The sequence below is a fragment of the Micromonospora sp. NPDC049374 genome, assembly GCF_040677165.1.
Lineage (GTDB): Bacteria > Actinomycetota > Actinomycetes > Mycobacteriales > Micromonosporaceae > Micromonospora.
Genome location: NZ_JBFAQH010000013.1, coordinates 125,295 through 145,636, shown reverse-complemented (window position 1 = coordinate 145,636; position 20,342 = coordinate 125,295). Strand labels below are relative to the sequence as shown.

The 20,342-nt window shown below is 72.4% G+C and carries 16 protein-coding genes; 8 read left to right on the top strand and 8 right to left on the bottom strand.

Annotated elements, in window-relative coordinates; genetic code table 11:
- Positions 1–888 carry a phosphatase PAP2 family protein gene (locus tag AB0J93_RS21625; RefSeq protein ID WP_363924113.1) on the bottom strand — a complete coding sequence of 296 codons (888 nt, stop codon included), beginning with the start codon at positions 886–888 and terminating at the stop codon, positions 1–3.
- Positions 889–970: 82 nt separating this feature from the next.
- Between AB0J93_RS21625 and AB0J93_RS21620 the strand changes: the two genes are divergently transcribed.
- Positions 971–1,696: a DUF3159 domain-containing protein gene (locus tag AB0J93_RS21620; protein WP_363924112.1), complete on the top strand. Its 726-nt coding sequence runs from the start codon at positions 971–973 to the stop codon at positions 1,694–1,696.
- A gap of 277 nt (positions 1,697–1,973) precedes the next feature.
- Here the strand turns inward: AB0J93_RS21620 and AB0J93_RS21615 are convergent, their stop codons facing one another.
- On the bottom strand, positions 1,974–4,874 hold the full coding sequence (locus AB0J93_RS21615; RefSeq protein ID WP_363924111.1) for a glycoside hydrolase family 48 protein: 2,901 nt from the start codon (positions 4,872–4,874) through the stop codon (positions 1,974–1,976).
- Positions 4,875–5,839: 965 nt separating this feature from the next.
- Here AB0J93_RS21615 and AB0J93_RS21610 point away from each other — a divergent pair.
- Positions 5,840–7,333 (top strand): GH1 family beta-glucosidase, encoded by a 1,494-nt coding sequence (locus tag AB0J93_RS21610; protein WP_363924110.1) that lies wholly within the window; start codon positions 5,840–5,842, stop codon positions 7,331–7,333.
- Positions 7,334–7,393: 60 nt separating this feature from the next.
- A complete protein-coding gene (locus AB0J93_RS21605; RefSeq protein ID WP_363924109.1) occupies positions 7,394–8,617 on the top strand; it encodes an MFS transporter in 1,224 nt (407 codons plus the stop codon).
- Here the strand turns inward: AB0J93_RS21605 and AB0J93_RS21600 are convergent.
- Positions 8,609–9,049: a MerR family transcriptional regulator gene (locus tag AB0J93_RS21600; protein ID WP_363924108.1), complete on the bottom strand. Its 441-nt coding sequence runs from the start codon at positions 9,047–9,049 to the stop codon at positions 8,609–8,611. The genes AB0J93_RS21605 and AB0J93_RS21600 overlap by 9 nt on opposite strands.
- 29 nt (positions 9,050–9,078) lie before the next feature.
- Between AB0J93_RS21600 and AB0J93_RS21595 the strand changes: the two genes are divergently transcribed.
- The gene (locus tag AB0J93_RS21595; RefSeq protein ID WP_363924107.1) at positions 9,079–9,753 is read left to right on the top strand and encodes a class I SAM-dependent methyltransferase; all 675 of its coding nucleotides are present in this window, start codon (positions 9,079–9,081) and stop codon (positions 9,751–9,753) included.
- 30 nt (positions 9,754–9,783) lie between these two features.
- Here AB0J93_RS21595 and AB0J93_RS21590 read toward each other — a convergent pair whose 3' ends face one another.
- The 3 genes from AB0J93_RS21590 to AB0J93_RS21580 form a co-directional block, all read right to left on the bottom strand.
- Complete coding sequence (locus AB0J93_RS21590) at positions 9,784–10,197, bottom strand: roadblock/LC7 domain-containing protein (protein WP_155218583.1); 414 nt, start codon at positions 10,195–10,197, stop codon at positions 9,784–9,786.
- A gap of 5 nt (positions 10,198–10,202) precedes the next feature.
- Positions 10,203–12,719, bottom strand: a complete 2,517-nt coding sequence (locus tag AB0J93_RS21585) for a nitrate- and nitrite sensing domain-containing protein (protein WP_363924106.1) — start codon at positions 12,717–12,719, stop codon at positions 10,203–10,205.
- A gap of 124 nt (positions 12,720–12,843) precedes the next feature.
- Complete coding sequence (locus tag AB0J93_RS21580; protein ID WP_363924105.1) at positions 12,844–14,226, bottom strand: FGGY family carbohydrate kinase; 1,383 nt, start codon at positions 14,224–14,226, stop codon at positions 12,844–12,846.
- Between the two features lie 254 nt (positions 14,227–14,480).
- Between AB0J93_RS21580 and AB0J93_RS21575 the strand changes: the two genes are divergently transcribed.
- A complete protein-coding gene (locus AB0J93_RS21575; RefSeq protein WP_363924104.1) occupies positions 14,481–16,391 on the top strand; it encodes an anthranilate synthase family protein in 1,911 nt (636 codons plus the stop codon).
- 94 nt (positions 16,392–16,485) lie between these two features.
- Here the strand turns inward: AB0J93_RS21575 and wrbA are convergent, their stop codons facing one another.
- Positions 16,486–17,103, bottom strand: a complete 618-nt coding sequence (gene wrbA / locus AB0J93_RS21570) for an NAD(P)H:quinone oxidoreductase (protein ID WP_363924103.1) — start codon at positions 17,101–17,103, stop codon at positions 16,486–16,488.
- 200 nt (positions 17,104–17,303) lie between these two features.
- On the opposite strand from wrbA, the gene AB0J93_RS21565 reads away from it, so the two are divergent.
- The 3 genes from AB0J93_RS21565 to AB0J93_RS21555 all read left to right on the top strand — a co-directional run bounded on the left by AB0J93_RS21565 (position 17,304) and on the right by AB0J93_RS21555 (position 19,825).
- Positions 17,304–17,792, top strand: a complete 489-nt coding sequence (locus AB0J93_RS21565) for a GNAT family N-acetyltransferase (protein ID WP_363924102.1) — start codon at positions 17,304–17,306, stop codon at positions 17,790–17,792.
- A gap of 43 nt (positions 17,793–17,835) precedes the next feature.
- Complete coding sequence (locus AB0J93_RS21560; RefSeq protein WP_363924101.1) at positions 17,836–18,426, top strand: HAD-IA family hydrolase; 591 nt, start codon at positions 17,836–17,838, stop codon at positions 18,424–18,426.
- A 244-nt stretch (positions 18,427–18,670) separates the two neighbouring features.
- Positions 18,671–19,825, top strand: coding sequence for a winged helix DNA-binding domain-containing protein (locus tag AB0J93_RS21555; RefSeq protein WP_363924100.1), 1,155 nt, complete (start codon positions 18,671–18,673; stop codon positions 19,823–19,825).
- Here the strand turns inward: AB0J93_RS21555 and AB0J93_RS21550 are convergent.
- Complete coding sequence (locus tag AB0J93_RS21550; protein WP_363924098.1) at positions 19,809–20,222, bottom strand: hypothetical protein; 414 nt, start codon at positions 20,220–20,222, stop codon at positions 19,809–19,811. The genes AB0J93_RS21555 and AB0J93_RS21550 overlap by 17 nt on opposite strands.
- Between the last annotated feature and the right edge of the window lie 120 nt (positions 20,223–20,342).

Here is a 20,342-nt window from a genome sequence, read left to right as displayed (position 1 = left end):
TCAGCCCTTGTAGCGGGGCACGAGACGGTGCACGGCGGTGAGCACCAGCGCCATCACCACCGCCATGGAGCCGGCGATGCCGGCGGCGCTGCCCGCGTAGCCGACGAACAGCGGACGGCGGGACAACTCCACCGCCGGGGTGGACCGCAGGCCCACCAGCCACCACAGGGCCAGCGCGCAGCCGGCGATCGCGAGCAACCCGGCCGCGCCCAGCAGCAGGGCGGTGAGCCGGTGCGCGTCACCGGGCGCGACCTCCGCCCGTTCCCGCTGGGTGACCAGCAGCAGCAGGCCGGCCAGCGCCGCCCAGACCCCGACCACCAGGAACGCGGCGACCGCGTCGCTGGGCCGGTGCCAGCCCGCCGACAGGGTCGCCACCCCGGCGGTCGCGGCGTAGCCGGCACCGATCACGGCGCCGCCCGCCCGCACCTTCGCCGGGAGCACGAGCACCAGGGCCACCGCCACCGAGCCGGCGACCGTGGTGTGCCCGCTGGGCAGGCTGTTGCCGACGAACGCCCGTTCCAGGTCGATGCCGTAGTCGGGACGGCTCAGTCCGTACTTGAGCAGTTGGGTGGTGACGTTGGCGCCCGCGATCAGCAGGGTCGCCGCGACGGCCAGGGCGACCCGACCTCGGATCAGCGCGATGAACCCGATCATCACGGTGACCGCCAGCAGCGACACCACGGACATGGCGTTGAGGATCCGGTCGACCGGTTCCTCGATGTGGTCGCGGCCGATCCGGTTACCGGTGAGGGCCACCGTGTCGATCCACTGGCCGATCTCCGTGTGCAGGGCGAATCGCCAGACGGCGATGAAGGCCGCCGTCTGGATCAGGGCCAGCACGACCAGCCAGACCGCAGTACCACCCCTGGGCGTCACGCGCACCCGCACAACTTAGCGGCACGCCACCGGCGTCCGGCCGGTGGCCCGTCCGTGGCGTGGAGATAGGTTGGCCGCAGGTGAAGGAGGGCACGTGACCGGTACGTCGGAGCGGGACGTCGCCGTGGCCGGGCGACCCGAGTCACTTGCCGATCTGCTCGGCGGGCGCCGGGGAGCGGTGGACGCCACCGTGCCGCCGGTCGCGTTCGCGGTGGGCTGGCTGGTGTCCGGCCGGTCGGTCATGGTCGGGGTGGTGGCGGCGCTTGTCGCCGGGGCGGTGGTGGCCGGCTGGCGGTTGCGTCGCGGTGACCGGCCCCGGTCGGTGCTGGTCGGGCTGCTCGCGGTCTGCGTGGCCGCGCTGGTGGCGGTGCGCACCGGGCGGGCCGAGGACTTCTTCCTCGTGCAGGTGCTGGCCAACGCCGCCAGCGCGCTGGCGTGGGCGGTGAGCATCATCGTGCGCTGGCCGCTGCTGGGGGTGGTCGTCGGCACCGCGCTGAGGCAGCGCGGACGCTGGCGCCGTGACCCGGCGCTACTGCGGGCGTACGGACGGGCCAGTTGGGTGTGGACGGGGACCTACCTGCTGCGGGTGGCGGTGTTCGTGCCGCTGTATCTCGGTGGTCACGTGCTCGCCCTGACCGCGGCCCGGGTGGGGCTGACCTGGCCGCTGATCGCGGCGGCATTGGCGGGCAGTTGGGCCGTGGTGCGCCGGTCGCTGCCGGCCGGTCATCCGGGGCTGCGACACCCGGTGACGCCGCCGACCGAGCCGGCCGCGAGAACGTCGGACGACGGCGAGCCGCACGCACCGGGGCTGGGACAATAAGGGAGAGGCCGCCACGGGGGGAGCGGCCTCTCCGGTGATGTACGTTACTCCGTCCCGGGCCGGGTTGTGATCCCGGGGCGGTCACTTTTTTTCGCTATGTGCGCGCCGTGCCCGGCGGGTCGGGTGGTGGGGTGGGCCGACCGCTCCGCTGCGTCGGCCAGAGGGCCGACCCACCCCGGCCTGACCGTGGGTGTCAGGCCGTCAACCGGACCTGCCTCTACCCCCGAGGCCCGGCCGGTGCCTCCGGGTGGGTCAATGCCCACCCGGAGGAGTTCGTTCAGCCGTTGGGGAACAACTTCCCGTAGTCGGCGTAGGCCATGGCGACGTCCGCCTGGGCCCAGAAGCGGTGGTAACGGAACTCGGGCTCCGGCCCACCGTCGAGGTACGCCTGCACCTTCGGCCACGCCGGGTCGTTCTTGTAGAACGACCGGATGTCGACGAAGCTCTTGCCCGGGGCGATCACGTCACCGTTGGGCATCTCGCCGGTCCAGCCCGGCGGGATGTACAGGCCCTGCCCGGTGGAGGCGTCGTAGACGTCGTCGAAGCGCCGGTAGTCGCCACGCTTCTCCACCGTCGAGACACCCTGGGCGTCACTGTGGGCGTGCAGCGCGTCCAGCAGCCCCTTGGCGGTTTCCTTCGCCTCGGTGTTGCCCGACTTCGCCGCGTACGCGATCAGCGTGCGGGCGTAGGCGGCGGCGACGCCGACGTCCTGGCCCTTGACCGTCACCTCGACGTGCAGGTTGTTGTTCGGCTGCGGGTTGCTCGGGTTCCAGTTGTTGGGCTGGCCGGTCCACTCCATGTCCGACGGGATGGACCAGTCCTCACCCAGCGTGGTGTGCTCGATCGCCCACGGCACCCACTTGTCCAGCAGCGCCTTGGCCTTGGCGTTGCCGCTTACCAGGTACAGCTCGGCGATGCGCTGCATCGACCAGGCCTGCATGCCGAACCACTGGTTCGACGGCGGGTCGTTGTAGACCGGGTCCTCGTCGTAGAACATGCCGTAGAAGGTGGCCGTGCCGGCCGGCGGCGTGCCGTAGTGCCCGCCCCAGCTGTTGGTCGCGCCACCGGCGATGCCGCCCTCGGCGGACTGGAGCCAGGTGTAGAGCTCCAACTGCCGGTTGAGGCTGTTGGTCCAGTCCGCCGCTGCCGTCGGCGAGCGCGGCTTGAGCTCGTCGACGTTTGTCAGCGCCCAGGCCGCGAACGGGTTCTGGTAGCCGAAGTGGCTGTGGCTGGAACCGATCCGCCAGGACCAGTTCTGGCTGGTCTCGTACGCGCCGCCCCAGGCGTAATACCAGGACAGCAGGTAGTGGGCGGAATCGCGGCCGGAGCCGGCCGGGCAGGCGCTGGCCCCGACGCAGTTGCCGACCCGCTTGAAGTACTTGTCGAACAGGGCGTACCGCAGGTAGTCACCCATCTTGGCGGCCTTGGTCACGGTGGCCGCGACGTCGGCCGCCTTGTTCTGCTCCTTGGCCCAGGTCAGCGCCCAGTACGCGGCCTGCACGGCGCGGGCGTCGGCGTCCGGGGCGTTTGTGTACTTCCACTGCTTGGCCGGCGCCTGCGACTCCTTGATGAACAGGTCCAGGTAGCCGTACTGACCGCCGTGGGCGAAGGTGTCGCAGGACGGCTGCGGCACGGTCTCCCACACCGACTCCTGGGTGCCCCGCTGGAAGGTGTTGATGTAGGCGGGGCGGGTGGTGCCGTCGCCGCAGCGGCCGTAGCCGTAGACGTTGTCGACGTCCAGCAGCCAGTGCATGCCGTAGACGGAGCCGGTGTTGTAGGTCGACCGGAGCTCCGAGCGCAGCGGGTCCTGGCCGACCGGCACGTTCGAGTCCAGCTGCGACGGGTACTGGCTGGGCAGGTCGTGCTCGGCGGCGTAGGTGGCGTCACCGGCGGAGCCGGCGGTCGGCTGGTCGGCGTCGGACGGGATGATGTACCGCTCCATCACCGTCCAGGCGTTGTTGAACGGCGTCCAGTTCTGAGTCACCCGACCGTAGTAGGCCTCCAGCCACAGCCAGAAGCTGAACGCCTCGGAGGTGGTCTCGTGGCCGTGGTCCGGCGCCTCGACGATGAGCGTCTCGATGGAGTGGTACGGCACGCCCTCCGGGCTGAAGTAGCCCGAGTTCTTGATCTTGTTGTACTGGGTGAGGAAGCGCTGCACGTACTCGTCGTCCCCGCCGGGCACGTCGTTGTCGATCTCGGTGACGGTGACCGTCGCCGGGGTGTGCCCGGTGGCCGAGGCGGTGATCGTGGCGGTGCCACCGACGGTGTCTTCGTCCTCCGCCGCCCGGACGGTCACGTCGACGCCGGTGTTCCAGTTCGACGTGGTCAGCGTCGCCGAGGTCGGCGTGACGGTGACGTCCGTGTCGCCGGTACGCGCCAGGCTCACCGCGACGTTCGCGGTGGGCGCCCGGCTCAGCTTGAGGTTGAACGTCGAGTCGCCGCCCTCGGGGACGGTCACCGCGGTCGGCGTGGCGACCAGGGCCGGCGAGGTGGAGCCGGCGACGGTGAACGACCGCTCGGCGATCGCGGACAGCCCGCTGTTGTCGTACGCCCGGGCCTGCACCGTGTAGTCACCGGCCGGCAGGCTCTCCAGGGTGTACGCGTACGGCGCGCTGGTGTCGGTGTTGACCAGCAGCCCGTTGCGGTAGAACTCGACCCGGGCGATGGTGCCGTCCGGGTCGCTGGCGGTGGCGGTCAGCGGCACGGTCGCCGGGGCCGTGAACGGGCCGGCGGGCACCGACAGGCTGACCGTCGGAGGCTGCTGCGCCGTACCACCGCAGGTGACCCCGTTTACCGAGAACGAGGTCGGCTTCGCGTTGGTGCCGGAGTAGGAGCCGTTGAAGCCGATGCTGGTGCTGCCGCCGGCCGGGATGTTGCCGTTCCAGGATTCGTTGACGGCGGTGACCTCGTTGCCGCTCTGGCTCCACCGGGCCGACCAGCCCTGGGTGACCCGCTGGTTGCCGGGGAAGGCGAACTTCAGGGTCCAGCCGTTGATCGCGTCGCCGGTGTTTCTGATGGTGACGTTGGCGGTGAAGCCGTTGCTCCAGTCATTTGTCGTATAAACCACGTCGCAGGCCGGTGCGGCCTGTGCGGCGGCGGCGGGGACGGTCGCCCCACCGATCGCCAGCGCCGCGGCGGCGAGCCACGCCAGGCGCCGACGTCTAGCCAGGTTTCTCATCTGCGCGGTGTCTCCTCGGACCAGGCCGGTGGCGGTGGTGCCCCGGCGGTGGCGCCTCGGGGACGACGGGTCCGCCGAGGTGCCAGTGGATGGTGGTCGCTGCGGCCCGGGTGGGGCCGGCGCGGCGGGGCGCCCCATGGGACGGCAACTGCTCCCGCTGCTGGCAGGACGCCGTACCGGACGAGCCGGAAGCCCTCGGCGACCCGCGCTCACGCGTACCTTGGCTCCGCGCGGTCGATCGACAGTGTGCCATGGAAGCGCTCCCAACGCTAGCAAGGGAACTTCCGGAAACACTGAGTTGTTTCGATCTCGTTTTGGGGCTTTCACAAAGCCGTGACGGGCGTTACAGTCGCAGCAACGTCGATGGGAGCGCTTCCATCGACAGAGTTCCACCCGGAATATCGCCCGGGGTCGTGCCCACGGCTCCGGGGAACAGACCACAGGCCGACGGCGGGCCAGCCCGGACACCGCCGCCAGCCGTCACCCCACCACAGTGGAGGGAGGTGGATCCTCAGCCACTCGCGTGGCCCGGCTCCCGCGCGACACGCACAACTGGGACGCCAATCCGAACGTGCGTGTACCGCAACACGGTGGGGACGGGGGTTGCCCTCCCCCGTCCCCACACTAAACCCCCGTTCACGATGGGAAAAGAGGCCGACGGGTCAGACGCGCACCACCCGCGCGCCCCGCACGGCAGTCGACCCGCCCGCCGACCGCCATCCGCGACGCCCCGCCGACCGCCCGGGCGCGCACCACCGGTCCGCCCGCGGCAATCGGCGCACCCGGTCCCGCCGCACCAGCTGCCCGACCGGCACAGCGCCCTTCCCCACCCCACGTCACCCGCCACCGGGGCAGTCCGCCCCACCCCTCGCGACGACTCGGCCCGGCGGGGACCGCCTACCCTCTACCCTTTGTTGGGAGCGCTCCCGGGCTCAGGCGGTCGTCCCCATCCACGAGGAGAACCCATGTCGATACTCACCAGGCGGCACCTGCTGCGCCGCGCGGCGCTCTCGGCCACCACCGCCACCCCGGTCAGCGCAGTGCTCGGCACCACCGCCGCGGCCACCACGGCCACCGGTCTGGCCGGCTGCCAGCCCGGCGACCCGGCCGACCACACGGCCACCGCGTCGAACCCGGCCACCCGACGGTCCTTCCCGCCCGACTTCGGTTGGGGCGCCGCGACCTCCGCCTACCAGATCGAGGGTGCCGCCAAGGAGGACGGCCGCGGCGAATCGATCTGGGACACGTTCAGCCGCGCACCGGGACGCACCCGCAACGGCGACACCGGCGACGTGGCCGCCGACCACTACCAACGTTATGCCGAAGACCTCGATCTGATGCGCGACCTGGGGCTGCGCAGCTACCGGTTCTCCATCTCCTGGCCGCGCATCCAGCCCGACGGAACCGGCGCCGCCAACCAACGCGGCCTCGACTTCTACCGTCGCCTCGTCGACGGTCTGCACGAACGCGGGATCGCCCCGATGGCCACGCTGTTCCACTGGGACCTGCCGCAGAGCCTGCAGGACACCGGTGGCTGGGAGTCCCGCGACGTCGCCAAACGATTCGCCGACTACGCCGGCATCGTCTTCGACGCCCTCGGCGACCGGGTGCCCGTCTGGCTGACCATCAACGAGCCGAAGACCGTGGTGCAGAACGGCTATATCTTCGGCCACCACGCCCCCGGCCGGCAGGATCCCGACGCGGCGTACCTGGTCGCCCACCACCTTCAACTCGCCCACGGCCTCGCCGTCCGCGCCCTGCGCGCCACCGGCGGCAAGAGCCGCATCGGCCCCGCCTTCAACCTGCACCCCTGCTACCCCGCCGACGACTCCGCCGCCGCAGCGGAGACCGCCCGCCTCTACGACGGCTACGAGAACCGCCTCTACCTCGACTCCGCGTTGACCGGCAGCTATCCGTCCGACGTGCTGGCCGACCTCGGCCCCGGCAGCCGGATGGTCCGCGGCATCCGCGACGGCGACCTGGAGATCATCTCCGCCCCGATCGACCTGCTCGCCGTGCAGTACTACACCCCGATCTACGTCACCGCCGACGGCGGCACGGTACGCCGCTGGCCCACCTCCGAGGCGGACTGGCAGCAGATCTACCCGGACGGGATGTACGACATCCTGACCCGGGTCACCCGCGACTACGGGCCGATCCCCCTCACCGTCACCGAGAACGGCCTGCCCACCCCCGACGAACTCAGCGCCGACGGCACCGTCGAGGACGACGGCCGCGTGACGTTCCTCCGCGACCACCTGACCGCCGCCCACCGGGCCATCGCCGAGGGCGTGCCGCTGGAGAGCTTCCACGTCTGGTCCCTGCTCGACAACTTCGAATGGGCCGAGGGCTACGAGCAGCGCTGGGGGTTGATCTACGTCGACTACCCCACCCAGCGTCGGGTGTTCAAGCGCAGCGCCCACTGGTACCGCCAGGTCATCGCGGACAACGCGGTCTGACCCCGTCAGCTCGGCGGCGGCCCGGCTCCGGGCCGCCGCCGAGGCACGTACCATCTCCGCATGCGTGATCGCCACCGTCTGGGCCGGCCGTTCTGGACCTTCTGGAGCGCCGCCGCGCTGGCCAACCTCGGCGACGGCATCCGGGTGGCCGCCTTCCCGCTGCTGGCCGCCGCACTCACCGACGACCCGCTGGCCGTCGCTGCCGTCGCCGCCGCCCAGTTCCTGCCGTGGCTCGTCTCCGGGCTGCTCGCCGGTGCCCTTGCCGACCGCCGAGGGGCTCGCACGCTGCTCGCCGCCGCCGACACCGGCCGCGTCGTCGTGCTGGCCGCGCTGGCCACCACCGTCGCCCTGGGCTGGGCCACCATCGCGCTCGTCGTCGCCGCCGCGTTCCTGCTCGGCGTCGGCGAGACCATCCGGGACACCGCCGCCCAGACCGCCGTACCCAGGCTCGTCACCGACGCGCAGCTGGAAAAGGCCAACGGGCGCCTGGTCGCCGGGGAGATCGTCGGCAACGAGTTCGTCGGTCCACCGGTGGGTGCCCTGCTGTTCGTGCTCGGTGCCGCCATCCCGTTCGCCGTCAACGGAGCCACCCTGGCCCTGGCGGTGATGCTCGTGCTCTCCCTGCCGCTGACCCTGGCGCACCGGGCCACCCCGGACACCAGCGACGCCGCGCCGGCCACCGACGGCCACGGGGTCCTGGCCGGCCTGCGCTGGCTCGTCCGCCAGCCGATGCTACGCACCCTGGTGCTCGTCACCGCCGCCGTGGCCGCCGCGGACACCGCCTGGTTCGCGATCTTCGTGCTCTACGCCCGCGACGCCCTCGGCCTCGGCGCGTTCGGTTTCGGCCTGCTGCTGGCCACCGGCGCGGCCGGTGGACTGATCGGCTCGTTCGCCGCCGACCGTCTCGTCGCCCGCTTCCAGCACCGGTCCGTGTTGACCTGGTCCATGGCCGTCACCGCCGGCGTACCGGTCCTGCTGGCCGTCGTCGGGCACCGCGCCGTCGCGGTGGTCGTGGTGGTCACCACCAGCGCCGCGTTCGCCGTGCTCAACGTCGCCGCGCTGTCGGTACGCCAACGACTGGTGCCGGGCGGGCTGCTCGGTCGGGTCATCGCCGCCTCCCGGCTGGTCACCTACAGCTGCACCGCGCTGGGTGCGCTGGCCGGTGGTGCGCTGGCCGCGCGAGCCGGCATCGAGGCGCCGTTCCTGTTCAGCGGCGTCGTCGCCGTGGCCGCCACCGTCGCCTGGTGGGTCGCCTCCCGCCCCACCACCCTCGGCCTACGCTAGCGTCGGCCACGCCTCACCGTCGTGCCGTAACCCGGCCGGCAGACGGGCGGCCACCTTCTCCCGCAGCCGGGGACAGACGGTGATGTCCTCGGCGTCGCAAGACGCCGCGTGCTCGATGACGGCCAACGACTCCTGAGCCGCCGCGATCCGGCTGCGCAGCAGGTCACCGTGCCGCTGGTACAGGGCCACCCGCGCCTGCTTGTCGGCCGCCTCGGTGAGCAGGTAGCGGGTCTGGTCCAGCGTCAGCCCCGCCTCCTTGGCCAGCAGGACGAGGGCGACCCGGGTGGCGTCGACCGAGCCGTACACCCGCCGTCCACCGGGATCCCTGGCCGGTGTGAGCAGCCCCATCTGCTCCCAGTGCCGCAGCACGTGGGGGGCCAGCCCGTACATCGCCGCCAGCTCACCGATGGCCATCTCCCGCCTTGACTTCATGTCGACATGAAGATGCACCGTGGCCCGTGATGTCAAGCATCCGGCAACAGTCCGGATCGAACGTGCCGCAGGAGAAAGCAATGTCGCTCGCCAAACGGCTGCACGCCGTCGTCCATCCCTCCCGCCACACCGGCTTCGACCGGCGTCGCAGCGTCTCCTACGACCGGATGTCGCGCTGGGCGCTACGCGGCCTGTATCGAAGGGTCGCCGCCGACGTCGCGGCGGTCGCACCGCAGTCGGCGATGATCCTGGACATCGGCACCGGTCCGGGGCGGCTGCTGCACGAACTCGCCGACCGCCGCCCCGACCTCACGCTGACCGGTGTCGACCCGTCGCCGCACATGATCCAGGTGGCCGAGCAGGCAGCGACGAGCCGCTCACTGGGCCACCGCGTCCGGTTCCAGATCGCCGACGTGGCGGACCTGCCCCATCCCGACGGCAGCGTCGAGGTGGTCGTCTCGACGCTGAGCCTGCACCACTGGCCCGACCTCGCCGCGGCCGCCACCGAGCTGGCCCGGGTCCTCCGGCCCGGCGGCCGGCTCATGATCTACGACTTCCGGTTCGCCCCACTCGACCAGGCGCTCACCGTGCTGCGCTCCCAAAACGCCTTCACGCCGGCCGACATCGGCAGAACGCCGGTCCGCGCCGGCTGGTACCCGGTGACGCCGTTCGCCAGGGTGAACGCGTCGCGGATGCCACGGTGAGACCAATCGGCCGGCCGGCAAGCCGACGGCTCAGCGGGGCAGTGCCTGCTGAAGCTCGGCGCGCAGGGCCGGGGTCAGCATCTCGCCGGCCTGCTTGGCCAGCCGGGCCATCTCGTAGCCCACCACGCCGATGTCGGCGTCCGCCGCCGCCAGGGTGGCCAGGATGGAGCCGTCGCGTACCTGCATCACCAGGAAATAGCCCCGCCCCATCTCCACCACGGTCTGCTTGACCACGTCCCCGTCGAACATCTGGGCGGCACCGGCGGTGATGCTCATCAGTCCCGAGGTCACCGCGGCGAGCTTGTCGGCGTGGTCCCGTGGCAGGTGGTCGGATATCGCGACCAACAGCCCGTCGGAGGAGACCACCACCGCGTGCGCCACCCCGGGCACCCGCTCCGCGAACGCGCTGACCAGCCAGCTCAGGTCGCGAGCCTCCTGCGACATCCCCGTCACTTCCGTCCTCCTTCGCTCCACGCCCCGAGCGGTGGCACGGGTATCTCGGTGGTCTCCTCAGCCTCGGCCCGCCGTACCCCGCTGTACAACCTGGACAACATCCCACCGACGGCTTCCGGGTCCGGTTCGTTGCGGGCCGCCGGCTGCTGCCCCGGACGGGCCGGCTGGGTCACCGCACTGAGCTGCGCCATCGGCACCCGCACCGGCAGGCCCCGCTCGTTCGTCCCGGCGGTCACCGGCACGGCCGGCGGTGCCGGTGCGCCGGCACCGACCGCGGGTACGACCGACGAGGGGCCCTCCCGCGACCACCAGCCGCTCCCTCCACTGGCCGGTGCGACGGCGGGGGCGAGCACGTCCTCGGCGCGTACCGGTACCGGGTGGGCCTGACGGGGCACCGTGGTCGGACGCCGTCCGGCCACCGGCAGATCCGCCAGCCCCGGGTCGGCCGGGGTGACCGGGCGAGGCGTCGCGCCGGGCAGCCCACGCGGCGCCGGCACCGGGTCCAGGCTCGGCGGCGGCGCCGCCGCGAGCAACGGACGCGGCAGCCGTACCCGGGCCACCAGCCCACCGGCACCGCCGTGCAACCGCACCTCGATGCCGTGCCGAGCGGCGAGGTGACTGACCACGAACAAACCCATCCGCTCGACCGTCGCGACGTCCGCGGCCGGCGGGGCGGCCAGCACCCCGTTCGCCTCCGCCAGTGCCGTCGCGCTCATACCGAGGCCCTGGTCGGCGATCTCGATCACCGCCCCGGTCCCCTCCACCCGGGCCATCACCTGCACGATGGTGTCCGGACGGGAGAAGGCGGTCGCGTTCTCCAGCAGCTCGGCGAGCAGGTGCACCAGCTCACCCACCGCGTGCCCGACCACGTGCAGGTCCGCCACCGCCTCGTGCCGCACCCGCTGGTACTGCTCGATCTCGGCGCTGGCCGCGAGCAGCACCGCGCTCAGCCCGATCGGCCGGTTCCACCGGCGGGTCGACTCGGTGCCGGCGAGCACCAGCAGGCTCTCGTCGTTACGGCGCATCCGGGCGGCGAGGTGATCCAGCTTGAACAGGTTCTCCAGCTGCTCGGGGTCGCCCTCCTCGCGCTCCAGGTCGTCGAGCAGCTCCAGCTGCCGCTCCACCAGTACCTGGCTGCGTCGGGCGAGGTTGATGAACATCGCGTTGACGTTGCGGCGCATGTTCGCCTGGTCGACCGCCACCCCGACGGCGCTGCGGTGTACCGCGACGAACGCCTCGGCCAGTTCACCGATCTCGTCGAGCGACCGCACCACGGCCGGCGAGACGTCGATCGGCGGTACGCCGCCGGAGACCGACCGCAGCCGGGCCAGCGCCTCGGGCAGTTCGATCTGCGCGATCCGCAGCGCCTGCGAACGCAGCAGCCGGATCGACCGGGCCAACGACCGACCGATCAGCACCGAGATCAGCACCGCCACCAGCAGAACCGTGATGATCACGCCGACGACCAGCAGCGTCTCCCGCAACTGGGTCTCGCTCGCGTCGTCGGCCTGCCCCGCCGAGGCCGACAACACGTCCGCCTCGAAGCTCTGCAACAGCTCGTGGCGGGCCTCGCTGGCCGTCCACCACTGCTCCGCGTCCAGCACCGACGACCCGGACGTGCCCTGCGACAGCGCCTGCTCCTCCATCCGGGAGGCGGCGATGAAGGCCGGATCCAGGCTCATCTCGTCGTAGCGGGTGACCTGTGCGCTCGTCGCCGCGATCCGGAACGCGCCGAGGGCGGTCAGCTGCCGCGCCCGCAGGTCGGGCAACTGGGCCGCGTCCTCGGAGTCGTAGCTGCCGACCCGGGCCGCCGAGTACAGCTCCGCCCGGACCCGGGAGGAGAGTTCCTTCGCCCGGGCGAACTGCACGTACCGCAGCACCGCATCGGCCAGTTCCGGCCGGTCGGCGCCGGGCGTCGGCTGGGCGAGCAGATTCAGCAGCGCGTCGATCGCCCGGTGGTAGTTACCGATGATGGTGTCGTCGCTGAGCACCACCGTGGTCAGCGTGTTCCGGATGTAGCCGACCTGCTGGTACGCCTGCGACGCCACCACGTAGACGTCCCGCCACGAGGCGTCCGCCTCGGCCAACGGCTCGGCCGCCGCACGCAGTTCCGCCGCCGCCTGGTCGGCGGCCTCGCGGTAGGGCTGCAACACTGCCAGCCGCTCCTCGCTCGCCTCCTCGTCGGTGGCCGCACGCAGCGCGGGCAGCTCCCCGGCCGTACGGTCGCGCTCCAGCTGCAACCGGTGGGTCAACGCGGTGATCTCGCGTCCGATGCCGACCTGGGCGGCGAAGTCACCCAGCACGCTGGCGCGGCTGACCAGGCTCTGGGTCTGCACGCCCGCCAGCACCAGGAAGGCGACCGACGGAATGACCAGCACCGTGGCCAGCTTGGTACGCATCCGCCAGTCCTGCAGGCGCAGGGCGGAGCGACGCCGGTGGGGTACCACCCGGACGTCGAACCGACGCCGGCGGTGCTGCGACACCCCGTGCGCCTGCTCCGGTCCTACACCCACCCGCTCCTCCTCCCCCACGCGTCCGCCGCGGTCCGGGGAGCGCGGTCCATCCAACCAGGCCCGAGAGCAGTGTCAACGCCCTGCCCTTATGAACGGTTAAGGAAGGGTACTGCTGGTCGCCACCCTATGCCGAGGTCGCCGAGTCTTGATCATCCGTCCGGCCGATGTCGGCCACCACCACGGCATCGGCGATCCGGCCGGTGGCCACCAGCGCTGCGCCGGTGGCACCGATCTCCGGGTGCCGCGCGAAGTGCACCGGCCGGGGGGCCAGCACCGCCGCGAACGCCTGCCGCCACCAGGTCGAGGCGGCTATCGCACCGCCGCCGAGGACCACCTCGACCGGCCGACCCACCGTGGACTCCAGCACCACCAGGTCGTCGACGACCTGCTGGCACACCCCGTACATGAGCCCGGCCAGCATCTCCACCGCGGTGGTGCCGAAGCCCAGCCCCCGCAGCTCGCCCAGCCCGGCAGGGCGAATGCCCGGCGGACGGTCACCGCCGAAGCGGACGTTGGCCGGCAGGCCGCCGTCGGGCGGCAACAGAGCCAGCGCCTCCTCCAGCGCCCGGCCGGTCGGCAGCCGCAGCTCCCGGTCCGCCCAGGCGAACAGGTTCCCGCCCGAGGAGTACGCGGCCCCGGTCACCACATGGTCGTGGTCGACGCGGTAGCGCCACAACCGATGCGGCAGAACGGTCGACTCGGCGGGCGTCGACATCCGCTGCAACAGCCGCACCGCCGAGGACGTGCCCACGGTCACCGCCGCCCGGGCCGGGTCGACGCAGCCGGAGCCGACGTTGGAGGCGGCACCGTCACCGAGCGGTGGCGCCCACCGGGCCCGGGCCAGAGCCGGCCACCGCCGGCCGTACTCGGCGCGCAGCCCACCGTGCCAGCCGCGGGGGGCCAGTTCGGGAAGGTCCGCACCGTCGCTACCGGCCAGCGCGCAGGCCTCCGGGTCCCAATCCAGGGTGTGCAGGTCCAGCAGGCCGGTGCCGGACGCCTGGGACATCGACATCGGCGCCTCGGCGAGCAGCCCGCCGAGCACGTACTCGACCAGCCCGGTGAACCGGGCCACCCGGTCCCCGGCGCGGGCCCGCAGCCAGGGCAGCCGCACCGACCAGTAGCAGCGGTGCCACCAGGTGCCGGTGCGCTGGTGGAAGGCGTCCGGGTCGGCCGGGCCGACCGCCGTGGCCGACGGTTCGGGCCGGGTGTCCAGCCAGGTCAGCACTGGGCCGAGCGGCTCGTCGTCGGTGCCCAACGGCACCACCGAGTGCCACTGGCCGCTGATCGCCACCAGCTCCACCCCGTCCAGCCACCCCTGCCCGTGCAGCTCGTCCAGGCACTCGATCAGGCAGGCCAGGTAGTCACGGGCGTCCAGGGTGCCGGCGCCCTCGTCGTCGACGGTGACCAGCATGCGGCGACGAGCCAGCGCCCCCGGCAACGGTTGCGCGCCGTCCAGCACGAGCCCACGCACCGACGAGGTGCCCAGGTCCAGCGCGAGAATCTTCATCGCCGGTCAACGTACCCGGTGATCGCGACGCCACAACGCTGCCGCGCACCGGGTCCGCCGATCGGCTTCCACGCCGACCGTCCGACGCGTAGAGTGTTCCCATGCTCGCGCGATTGACCTGCTGGTGGCCCGCCGACCCGGCGGCCCTCCCCCGCGCGTAGCTTCACCCACGCGGCCGCCCGACGAGGCGGCCGCCGGTCATGTCCCGGTTCCCGGGCCGCCCCCGACGGTGGTCACCCGGCCCGAGGAGACCGATGCACCAGCTCACCGACCTGCTCAACGCGCTCGCCGCCGGCCTCGACCCCGGCCCGTTCGCCCTGTTACACCGCGAGGGCACCGAGCATCTCGACCTGTTCACCGGCACCGTGACGACCGTCGACCGGCTCGCCGACATCCCCCTGCCCGCCGCCTCCCCCGGCCCGGCGACGCTGGCCCTGGTGCCGTACCGGCAGGTCGCCGAGCGGGGCTTCGCCTGTGTCGACGACGGGGTACCGCTGGAATGCCTGCGCATCGACCACCGCCACCGGCTACCGCTGGCCGGCGTGCTGGCGGCGCTGCCGACCGCCCCGGTACGCACCAGCGGCGCCGCCTTCGACATCAGCGACGACGAGTACGCCGACATCGTGGCCCGGGTGCTGGCCGACGAGATCGGCCACGGCGAGGGCGCCAACTTCGTCATCCACCGCACCCTGCGCGCCCAGGTGCAGGGCGCCCCGCTGACCGCCGCGCTGGCCGCGTTGCGCTCGCTGCTGACCCGGGAGCGCGGAGCGTACTGGACGTTCGTGGTGCACACCGGGGCACGCACCCTGGTCGGTGCCAGCCCGGAGCGGCACGTCAGTGTCGACGACGGTCTGGTGATGATGAATCCGATCAGCGGCACCTTCCGGCACACCGGTGCCGGCGCCGACCGAGCCGCGCTGCTGCGCTTCCTCGCCGACACCAAGGAGACCGAGGAGCTGTACATGGTCCTCGACGAGGAGTTGAAGATGATGGCCACCGTCGCCGAGCGGGGTGGGCAGGTCGTCGGGCCGTACCTGAAGGAGATGTCGCACCTGGCGCACACGGAGTACCTGCTGGCCGGACAGGGCTCGAAGGACGTCCGCGAGGTGCTGCGGGAGACGATGTTCGCGCCGACGGTGACCGGCAGTCCGATGGAGAACGCCTGCCGGGTGATCGCTCGGCACGAACGCACCGGACGCCGGTACTACTCCGGGGTGCTGGCCCTGCTCGGTCACGACGAGACGGGCCGGCAGACCCTCGACGCGCCCATCCTGATCCGTACCGCCGAGATCTCCCCCACCGGTGAGCTGCGGGTACCGGTCGGTGCGACCCTGGTCCGCCACTCCACCCCCGCCGCCGAGGTCGCCGAGACCCACGCCAAGGCCGCCGGCGTGCTGGCCGCCCTCGGTCTCGGCCCGCAGGCACCGGCCGGGCCGCACTCGACGCACCGGCTCGCCGACGACCCGCAGGTACGCGCCGCCCTCGCCGCCCGCAACGCACCGCTGGCCCGGTTCTGGCTGGACCAGCGGCCACCGGGCGCCCTGGCCCTGCCCGCCCTGGCCGGACGCCGGGCCCTCATCGTCGACGGGGAGGACACCTTCACCGGGATGCTTGCCCATCAGCTCGGCGCCCTCGGGCTGTCGGTGACCGTCCGGCCGTGGCACGACGAGCAACACTTCGGGGCGTACGACCTGGTGGTGGTCGGCCCGGGCCCCGGCGACCCGGGCGGTGACACGGAGAAGATGACCAGGCTGCGCACCCTGCTCACGCACCTGCTGGACGCCGGGCACCCGACGCTCGCCGTCTGTCTCGGCCACCAGCTTCTCGCCGGTCTGCTCGGGCTGCCCGTGCACCGTCGGGACGCGCCCTACCAAGGGCTGCAACGCACGGTCCCCATCTTCGGCACACCCCGCCGGGTCGGCTTCTACGCCACCTTCACCGCCCGCGCCACCACCGACCACCACGACGGCCCGTACGGACCGGTGGAGCTGGCCCGCGACGAGGCCGACGGCGCGGTGCACGCGCTGCGCGGGCGCGGTTTCGCCGGGGTGCAGTTCCACCCCGAGTCGGTGCTCAGCCCGGACGGGGTGGCGGTCCTGACCGACCTGCTGCGCGACCTGCTGCCGGCCCCGGCCGGTGAGTTGTCCCCGGCGGTGCAGGCATAGCCGCCCCGATCCCGGGTAGCGCTGTGGACGGCCGACGGTCCGGGCGGGTCTGAGAGCCCCCGCCCGGACCGTCGGTCCGGTCGTACCGGACCGCTCAGGCGGCCAGACCCTGCTTGAGCGCCGCACTGATGCTGACCGCCCGCTTGGCGGTCAGCGCGGTCGCCCCCAGCGCGACGTGGTCGGGCGCGGTCTCGCCGTTGTTGCTGGTGTGCGAGGCGCCGTACGGGTTGCCGGCGGTGAACTGGCTCGGCTCGGTGTACCCGGGGGTGACCACGATCCCGCCCCAGTGGTAGAAGACGTGGAACAGCGACAGCAGGGTCGACTCCTGCCCGCCGTGCTCGGTGGCCGTGGAGGTGAAGCCCGAGTAGACCTTGTTGGCCAGCGCACCCTGCGCCCACAACGGGCCGGTGGTGTCGATGAACTGCTTGAGCTGGGCGGCGACCAGTCCGTAGCGGGTCGGCGAACCGAAGATCACCACATCCGCCCAGCTGAGGTCGTCGAGCTGCGCCTCCTCCACGTCCTGGGTCTCCAACCGGTGCGCCTCCCATCCCGAGTTGGAGCGGATCGCCTCGTCCGGTGCCAGCTCGCGTACCTTGCGCAGCCGCACCTCCGCACCCGCCTCACCGGCCGCCTCCGCTGCCGCCAGCGCCATCTGGTAGGTGATGCCAGTCGCGCTGTAGTAGATCACTGCCACCTTGACCTGTGCCGCCATCGCTCGTCCTTCCTTCTCGGGATCAGCTTCGGCGACTACCCGATGGTTGCGCCGACAAACACCGGGCGGTGTCCACCGGTCGACGGAAGCGGCGTTCACCGCATCGTCGTGATGGCCGCCGGCCCGCTGCGGACCGGGGCCACCAGACCGGTGGTTTTCCGGTGGCCGGCACCGGCGGCGTGCTGGCAGGCTGTCCGGTGATGGAGATCAGGATCGCGACCGCCGACGACTGGCCCGGCATCTGGCCGTTCCTGCGGCAGATCGTCGCCGCGGGTGAGACGTACACCTGGCCCCGGGACGTCGACGAGGCACGGGCCCGGCGGATGTGGCTGGTGCCCCCGCCCGGCCGCACCGTGGTCGCGGTCGACCGGGACGGCACGGTCCTCGGCTCGGCGAAGCTGACCCCCAACCAGCTCGGTCCCGGGGCGCACGTCGCCAACGCCAGCTTCATGGTCGCTCCGGCGGCGGCCGGGCGTGGGATCGGGCGGGCCCTCGGCGAGCACGTGCTGGACCTGGCCCGCGCCGGCGGCTACCGGGCGATGCAGTTCAACGCGGTGGTGGCGGTCAACACCCGCGCGGTGGCGCTGTGGCGCTGGCTCGGCTTCGAGGTGGTGGGACGGATCCCGGACGGCTTCCGACATCCCACGGACGGCTACGTCGACCTGCTGGTGATGTACCGACGGCTCTGAGCCGGCAGGCCGGACGTCGCGTGCCGCCGGATAGCCTGGGCCGGTGATGCTGCCCCTGCCGACCGGCGAGTTCCAGGCGTACCTGTTCGACTGCGACGGCACGATCGTCGACTCGATGCCCCAGCACTACACCGCCTGGCGGGACACCCTCGACCTGTGGGGCTGTGCCTTCCCCGAGGACCTCTTCTACGCCTGGGCCGGGCGACCGACCGCGGACATCGTCGTCGCCCTCAACGAACAACACGGCCTGGACATGCCGGTGGAGACGGTCGTCGCGCACCGGGAGACGCGTTTCCAGCAGCTACTGCCCACCGCCACCGGCATCCCCGGGGTGCTGCGGCACATCGACGACGCGCACGGACGCATCCCGTTCGCGGTGGTCTCCGGAAGCACCCGGCAGGCCGTGACCGCCTCGCTGGACGCGCTGGGCATCCGCGACCGGTTCGACCTGCTGGTCTGCGCCGGCGACTACACCCGCCCCAAGCCCGACCCGGAGCCGTTCCTGCGCGCCGCCGAACTGCTCGGCGTACCGCCGAGGTCCTGCCTGGTCTTCGAGGACGCGGACCTGGGCATCGAGGCCGCGACCGCGGCGGGTATGGCCGCCGTCCGGGTGCCGCCGCCCCGCCGGGGCTGAGCGCGAGCACCGCCCGGCTTTGCTCAAGATATCCGCAAGTTGCGCGGAACACAGTTCTCGGCCAGGTAGGAAAACGTCATCCTGATGGCACCGGTGCCGGCGATTCCGTCGCCGCCCCGCACCGGTCGCCTGAACGGGGGATCGCGCTCCGCCACCAACGGCGCTGGCGTAGCGCGATCAGGGGAACCGCTCGGTCCACCGGGCCGGCCGTGTTGTCGGTGGCCGCGCCTATGCTGCCGTCGACATGGGTTCCGGCAGGAAGGCGGCCGACGTCGTGGCACTCCCCGATACGAGCGCGCTCAGCGGTTCCGAGGCCCTCGCGCTACGGATGACGAGCCTCCTGCTGCGCCCCCACCCCACCATCGTCCCGCCGACCAATGTGGCCGACGTGGTGGAGTGGTTCGGTGCGATGCAGGCACAGGACCTGGCCAGCGGCATGTGGTCGCTGGGCGTACGGCTACCCGGGTCCACCCACGCCGACGTGCACGCCGCACTGGAGCACCGGGAGGCCCTACGGACCTGGCCGATGCGCGGCACCATCCACCTGGTGCCGGCCCGCGACGCCCGCTGGCTGCTGGAGCTGACCGGCGTACGCGCGCTCGCCGGGGCGGCGAGGCGACGTGAATTCCTCGGCCTGTCGGAGGCGGAGGCGGACCGGGCGGCCGACGTGCTGGGCGAGACGCTCGCCGGCGGCGGCCGACTGACCCGCGCCGAGTGCGTCGCCGCGCTTGTCGCGGCCGGCATCGACGGCGCCGGCCAGCGCGGCTACCACCTGCTGTGGTACGCGGCCCAACGCGGTGTCACCTGCATCGCCCCCAACGTCGGCACCGAGCAGACCTTCACCCTGCTCGACGAGTGGGCACCCGGCCAGCGACAGCTCGACCGCGACGAGGCGCTGGCCACCCTGGCGCTGCGCTACTTCCGCAGCCACGGTCCCACCACCCGGCAGGACTTCGCCGGCTGGACGGGCCTGACCGCCGCCGACGCCAAGCGCGGCATCGCCGCCGCCGGTGCCGACCTGACCACCGTCCTGGTCGACGGCGTCGAGGCGGTGCTGCACACGCCGCTGCTGGACGCACCCCGCGCCGAGGTGGACGACGTGCTGGCCCTGCCCGGCTTCGACGAATACCTGCTCGGCTACAAGGACCGCGCGCTGATGCTCGCCCCGGAGCACAAGCAGGCCATCATCCCCGGCGGAAACGGTGTCTTCCAGGCCACCGTCGTGGTCGGTGGCCGAGTGGTCGGCACCTGGAAACGCAGCCTGGCCAAGACCCGCGTCACCCTGACCGTGCACCCGCTGGCCGACCTCGACGCGGTCCGCCGCAAGCAGGTCGAGCAGGCGCTGCACCGGTACGCCGACTTCCTCGCCCTACCGCCCCGGGTCAATTGGAGCGACTGAACCGCGGATACTGCGAGCCGGCCACGGCGGCCAGGCTGGCGAGCCCCGCCAACACCGCGACCGGTCCGCCAGGTCCGAGCACCGGGCGGACCGCGGGGACGACCGGGCCGAGGAACACGTCGGCGTAGTTGGTCATGACAACGACGGCGGCCACGACCGTGACGACACCGAGCCCACCGGCCACCAGCGGCAGCCAGCCGCGACGGCCCGGCTGGACGACCGCCCACCCGGTGAGCACGTTGAGCAGCACGGCCGCGCTGGCGTACCCGGCCCATCCCGGGAACTCGGTCAGACGTACGGCCCGGTCCCCGTACCAGGCCCAGGGCAGGCCGAAGGCCGCGACGACGGCGGCGACCGCACCGGACACGGCGATGGCCCGAACGACAACCCTGGACATCATGCCTTCCCCTCAGTCTGCGGACCATGCCACGGGCGCGGCGCCGGCCGGGCGCACAGTCGAGGATGAGATCGCACCGGCCGCCACGAGTGAAGTCCTGCGGAGAGAGCATCGTATTCG

What these genes read in the sequence shown, in the direction of transcription:
- AB0J93_RS21600 (WP_363924108.1), bottom strand. Translation starts at nt 9,049, where the DNA reads ATGAAGTCAAGGCGGGAGATGGCCATCGGTGAGCTGGCGGCGATGTAC.
- AB0J93_RS21550 (WP_363924098.1), bottom strand. Translation starts at nt 20,222, where the DNA reads ATGTCCAGGGTTGTCGTTCGGGCCATCGCCGTGTCCGGTGCGGTCGCC.
- AB0J93_RS21555 (WP_363924100.1), top strand. Translation starts at nt 18,671, where the DNA reads ATGGGTTCCGGCAGGAAGGCGGCCGACGTCGTGGCACTCCCCGATACG.
- wrbA (WP_363924103.1), bottom strand. Translation starts at nt 17,103, where the DNA reads ATGGCGGCACAGGTCAAGGTGGCAGTGATCTACTACAGCGCGACTGGC.
- AB0J93_RS21615 (WP_363924111.1), bottom strand. Translation starts at nt 4,874, where the DNA reads ATGAGAAACCTGGCTAGACGTCGGCGCCTGGCGTGGCTCGCCGCCGCG.
- AB0J93_RS21610 (WP_363924110.1), top strand. Translation starts at nt 5,840, where the DNA reads ATGTCGATACTCACCAGGCGGCACCTGCTGCGCCGCGCGGCGCTCTCG.
- AB0J93_RS21575 (WP_363924104.1), top strand. Translation starts at nt 14,481, where the DNA reads ATGCACCAGCTCACCGACCTGCTCAACGCGCTCGCCGCCGGCCTCGAC.
- AB0J93_RS21595 (WP_363924107.1), top strand. Translation starts at nt 9,079, where the DNA reads ATGTCAAGCATCCGGCAACAGTCCGGATCGAACGTGCCGCAGGAGAAA.
- AB0J93_RS21605 (WP_363924109.1), top strand. Translation starts at nt 7,394, where the DNA reads ATGCGTGATCGCCACCGTCTGGGCCGGCCGTTCTGGACCTTCTGGAGC.
- AB0J93_RS21580 (WP_363924105.1), bottom strand. Translation starts at nt 14,226, where the DNA reads ATGAAGATTCTCGCGCTGGACCTGGGCACCTCGTCGGTGCGTGGGCTC.
- AB0J93_RS21565 (WP_363924102.1), top strand. Translation starts at nt 17,304, where the DNA reads ATGGAGATCAGGATCGCGACCGCCGACGACTGGCCCGGCATCTGGCCG.
- AB0J93_RS21590 (WP_155218583.1), bottom strand. Translation starts at nt 10,197, where the DNA reads ATGTCGCAGGAGGCTCGCGACCTGAGCTGGCTGGTCAGCGCGTTCGCG.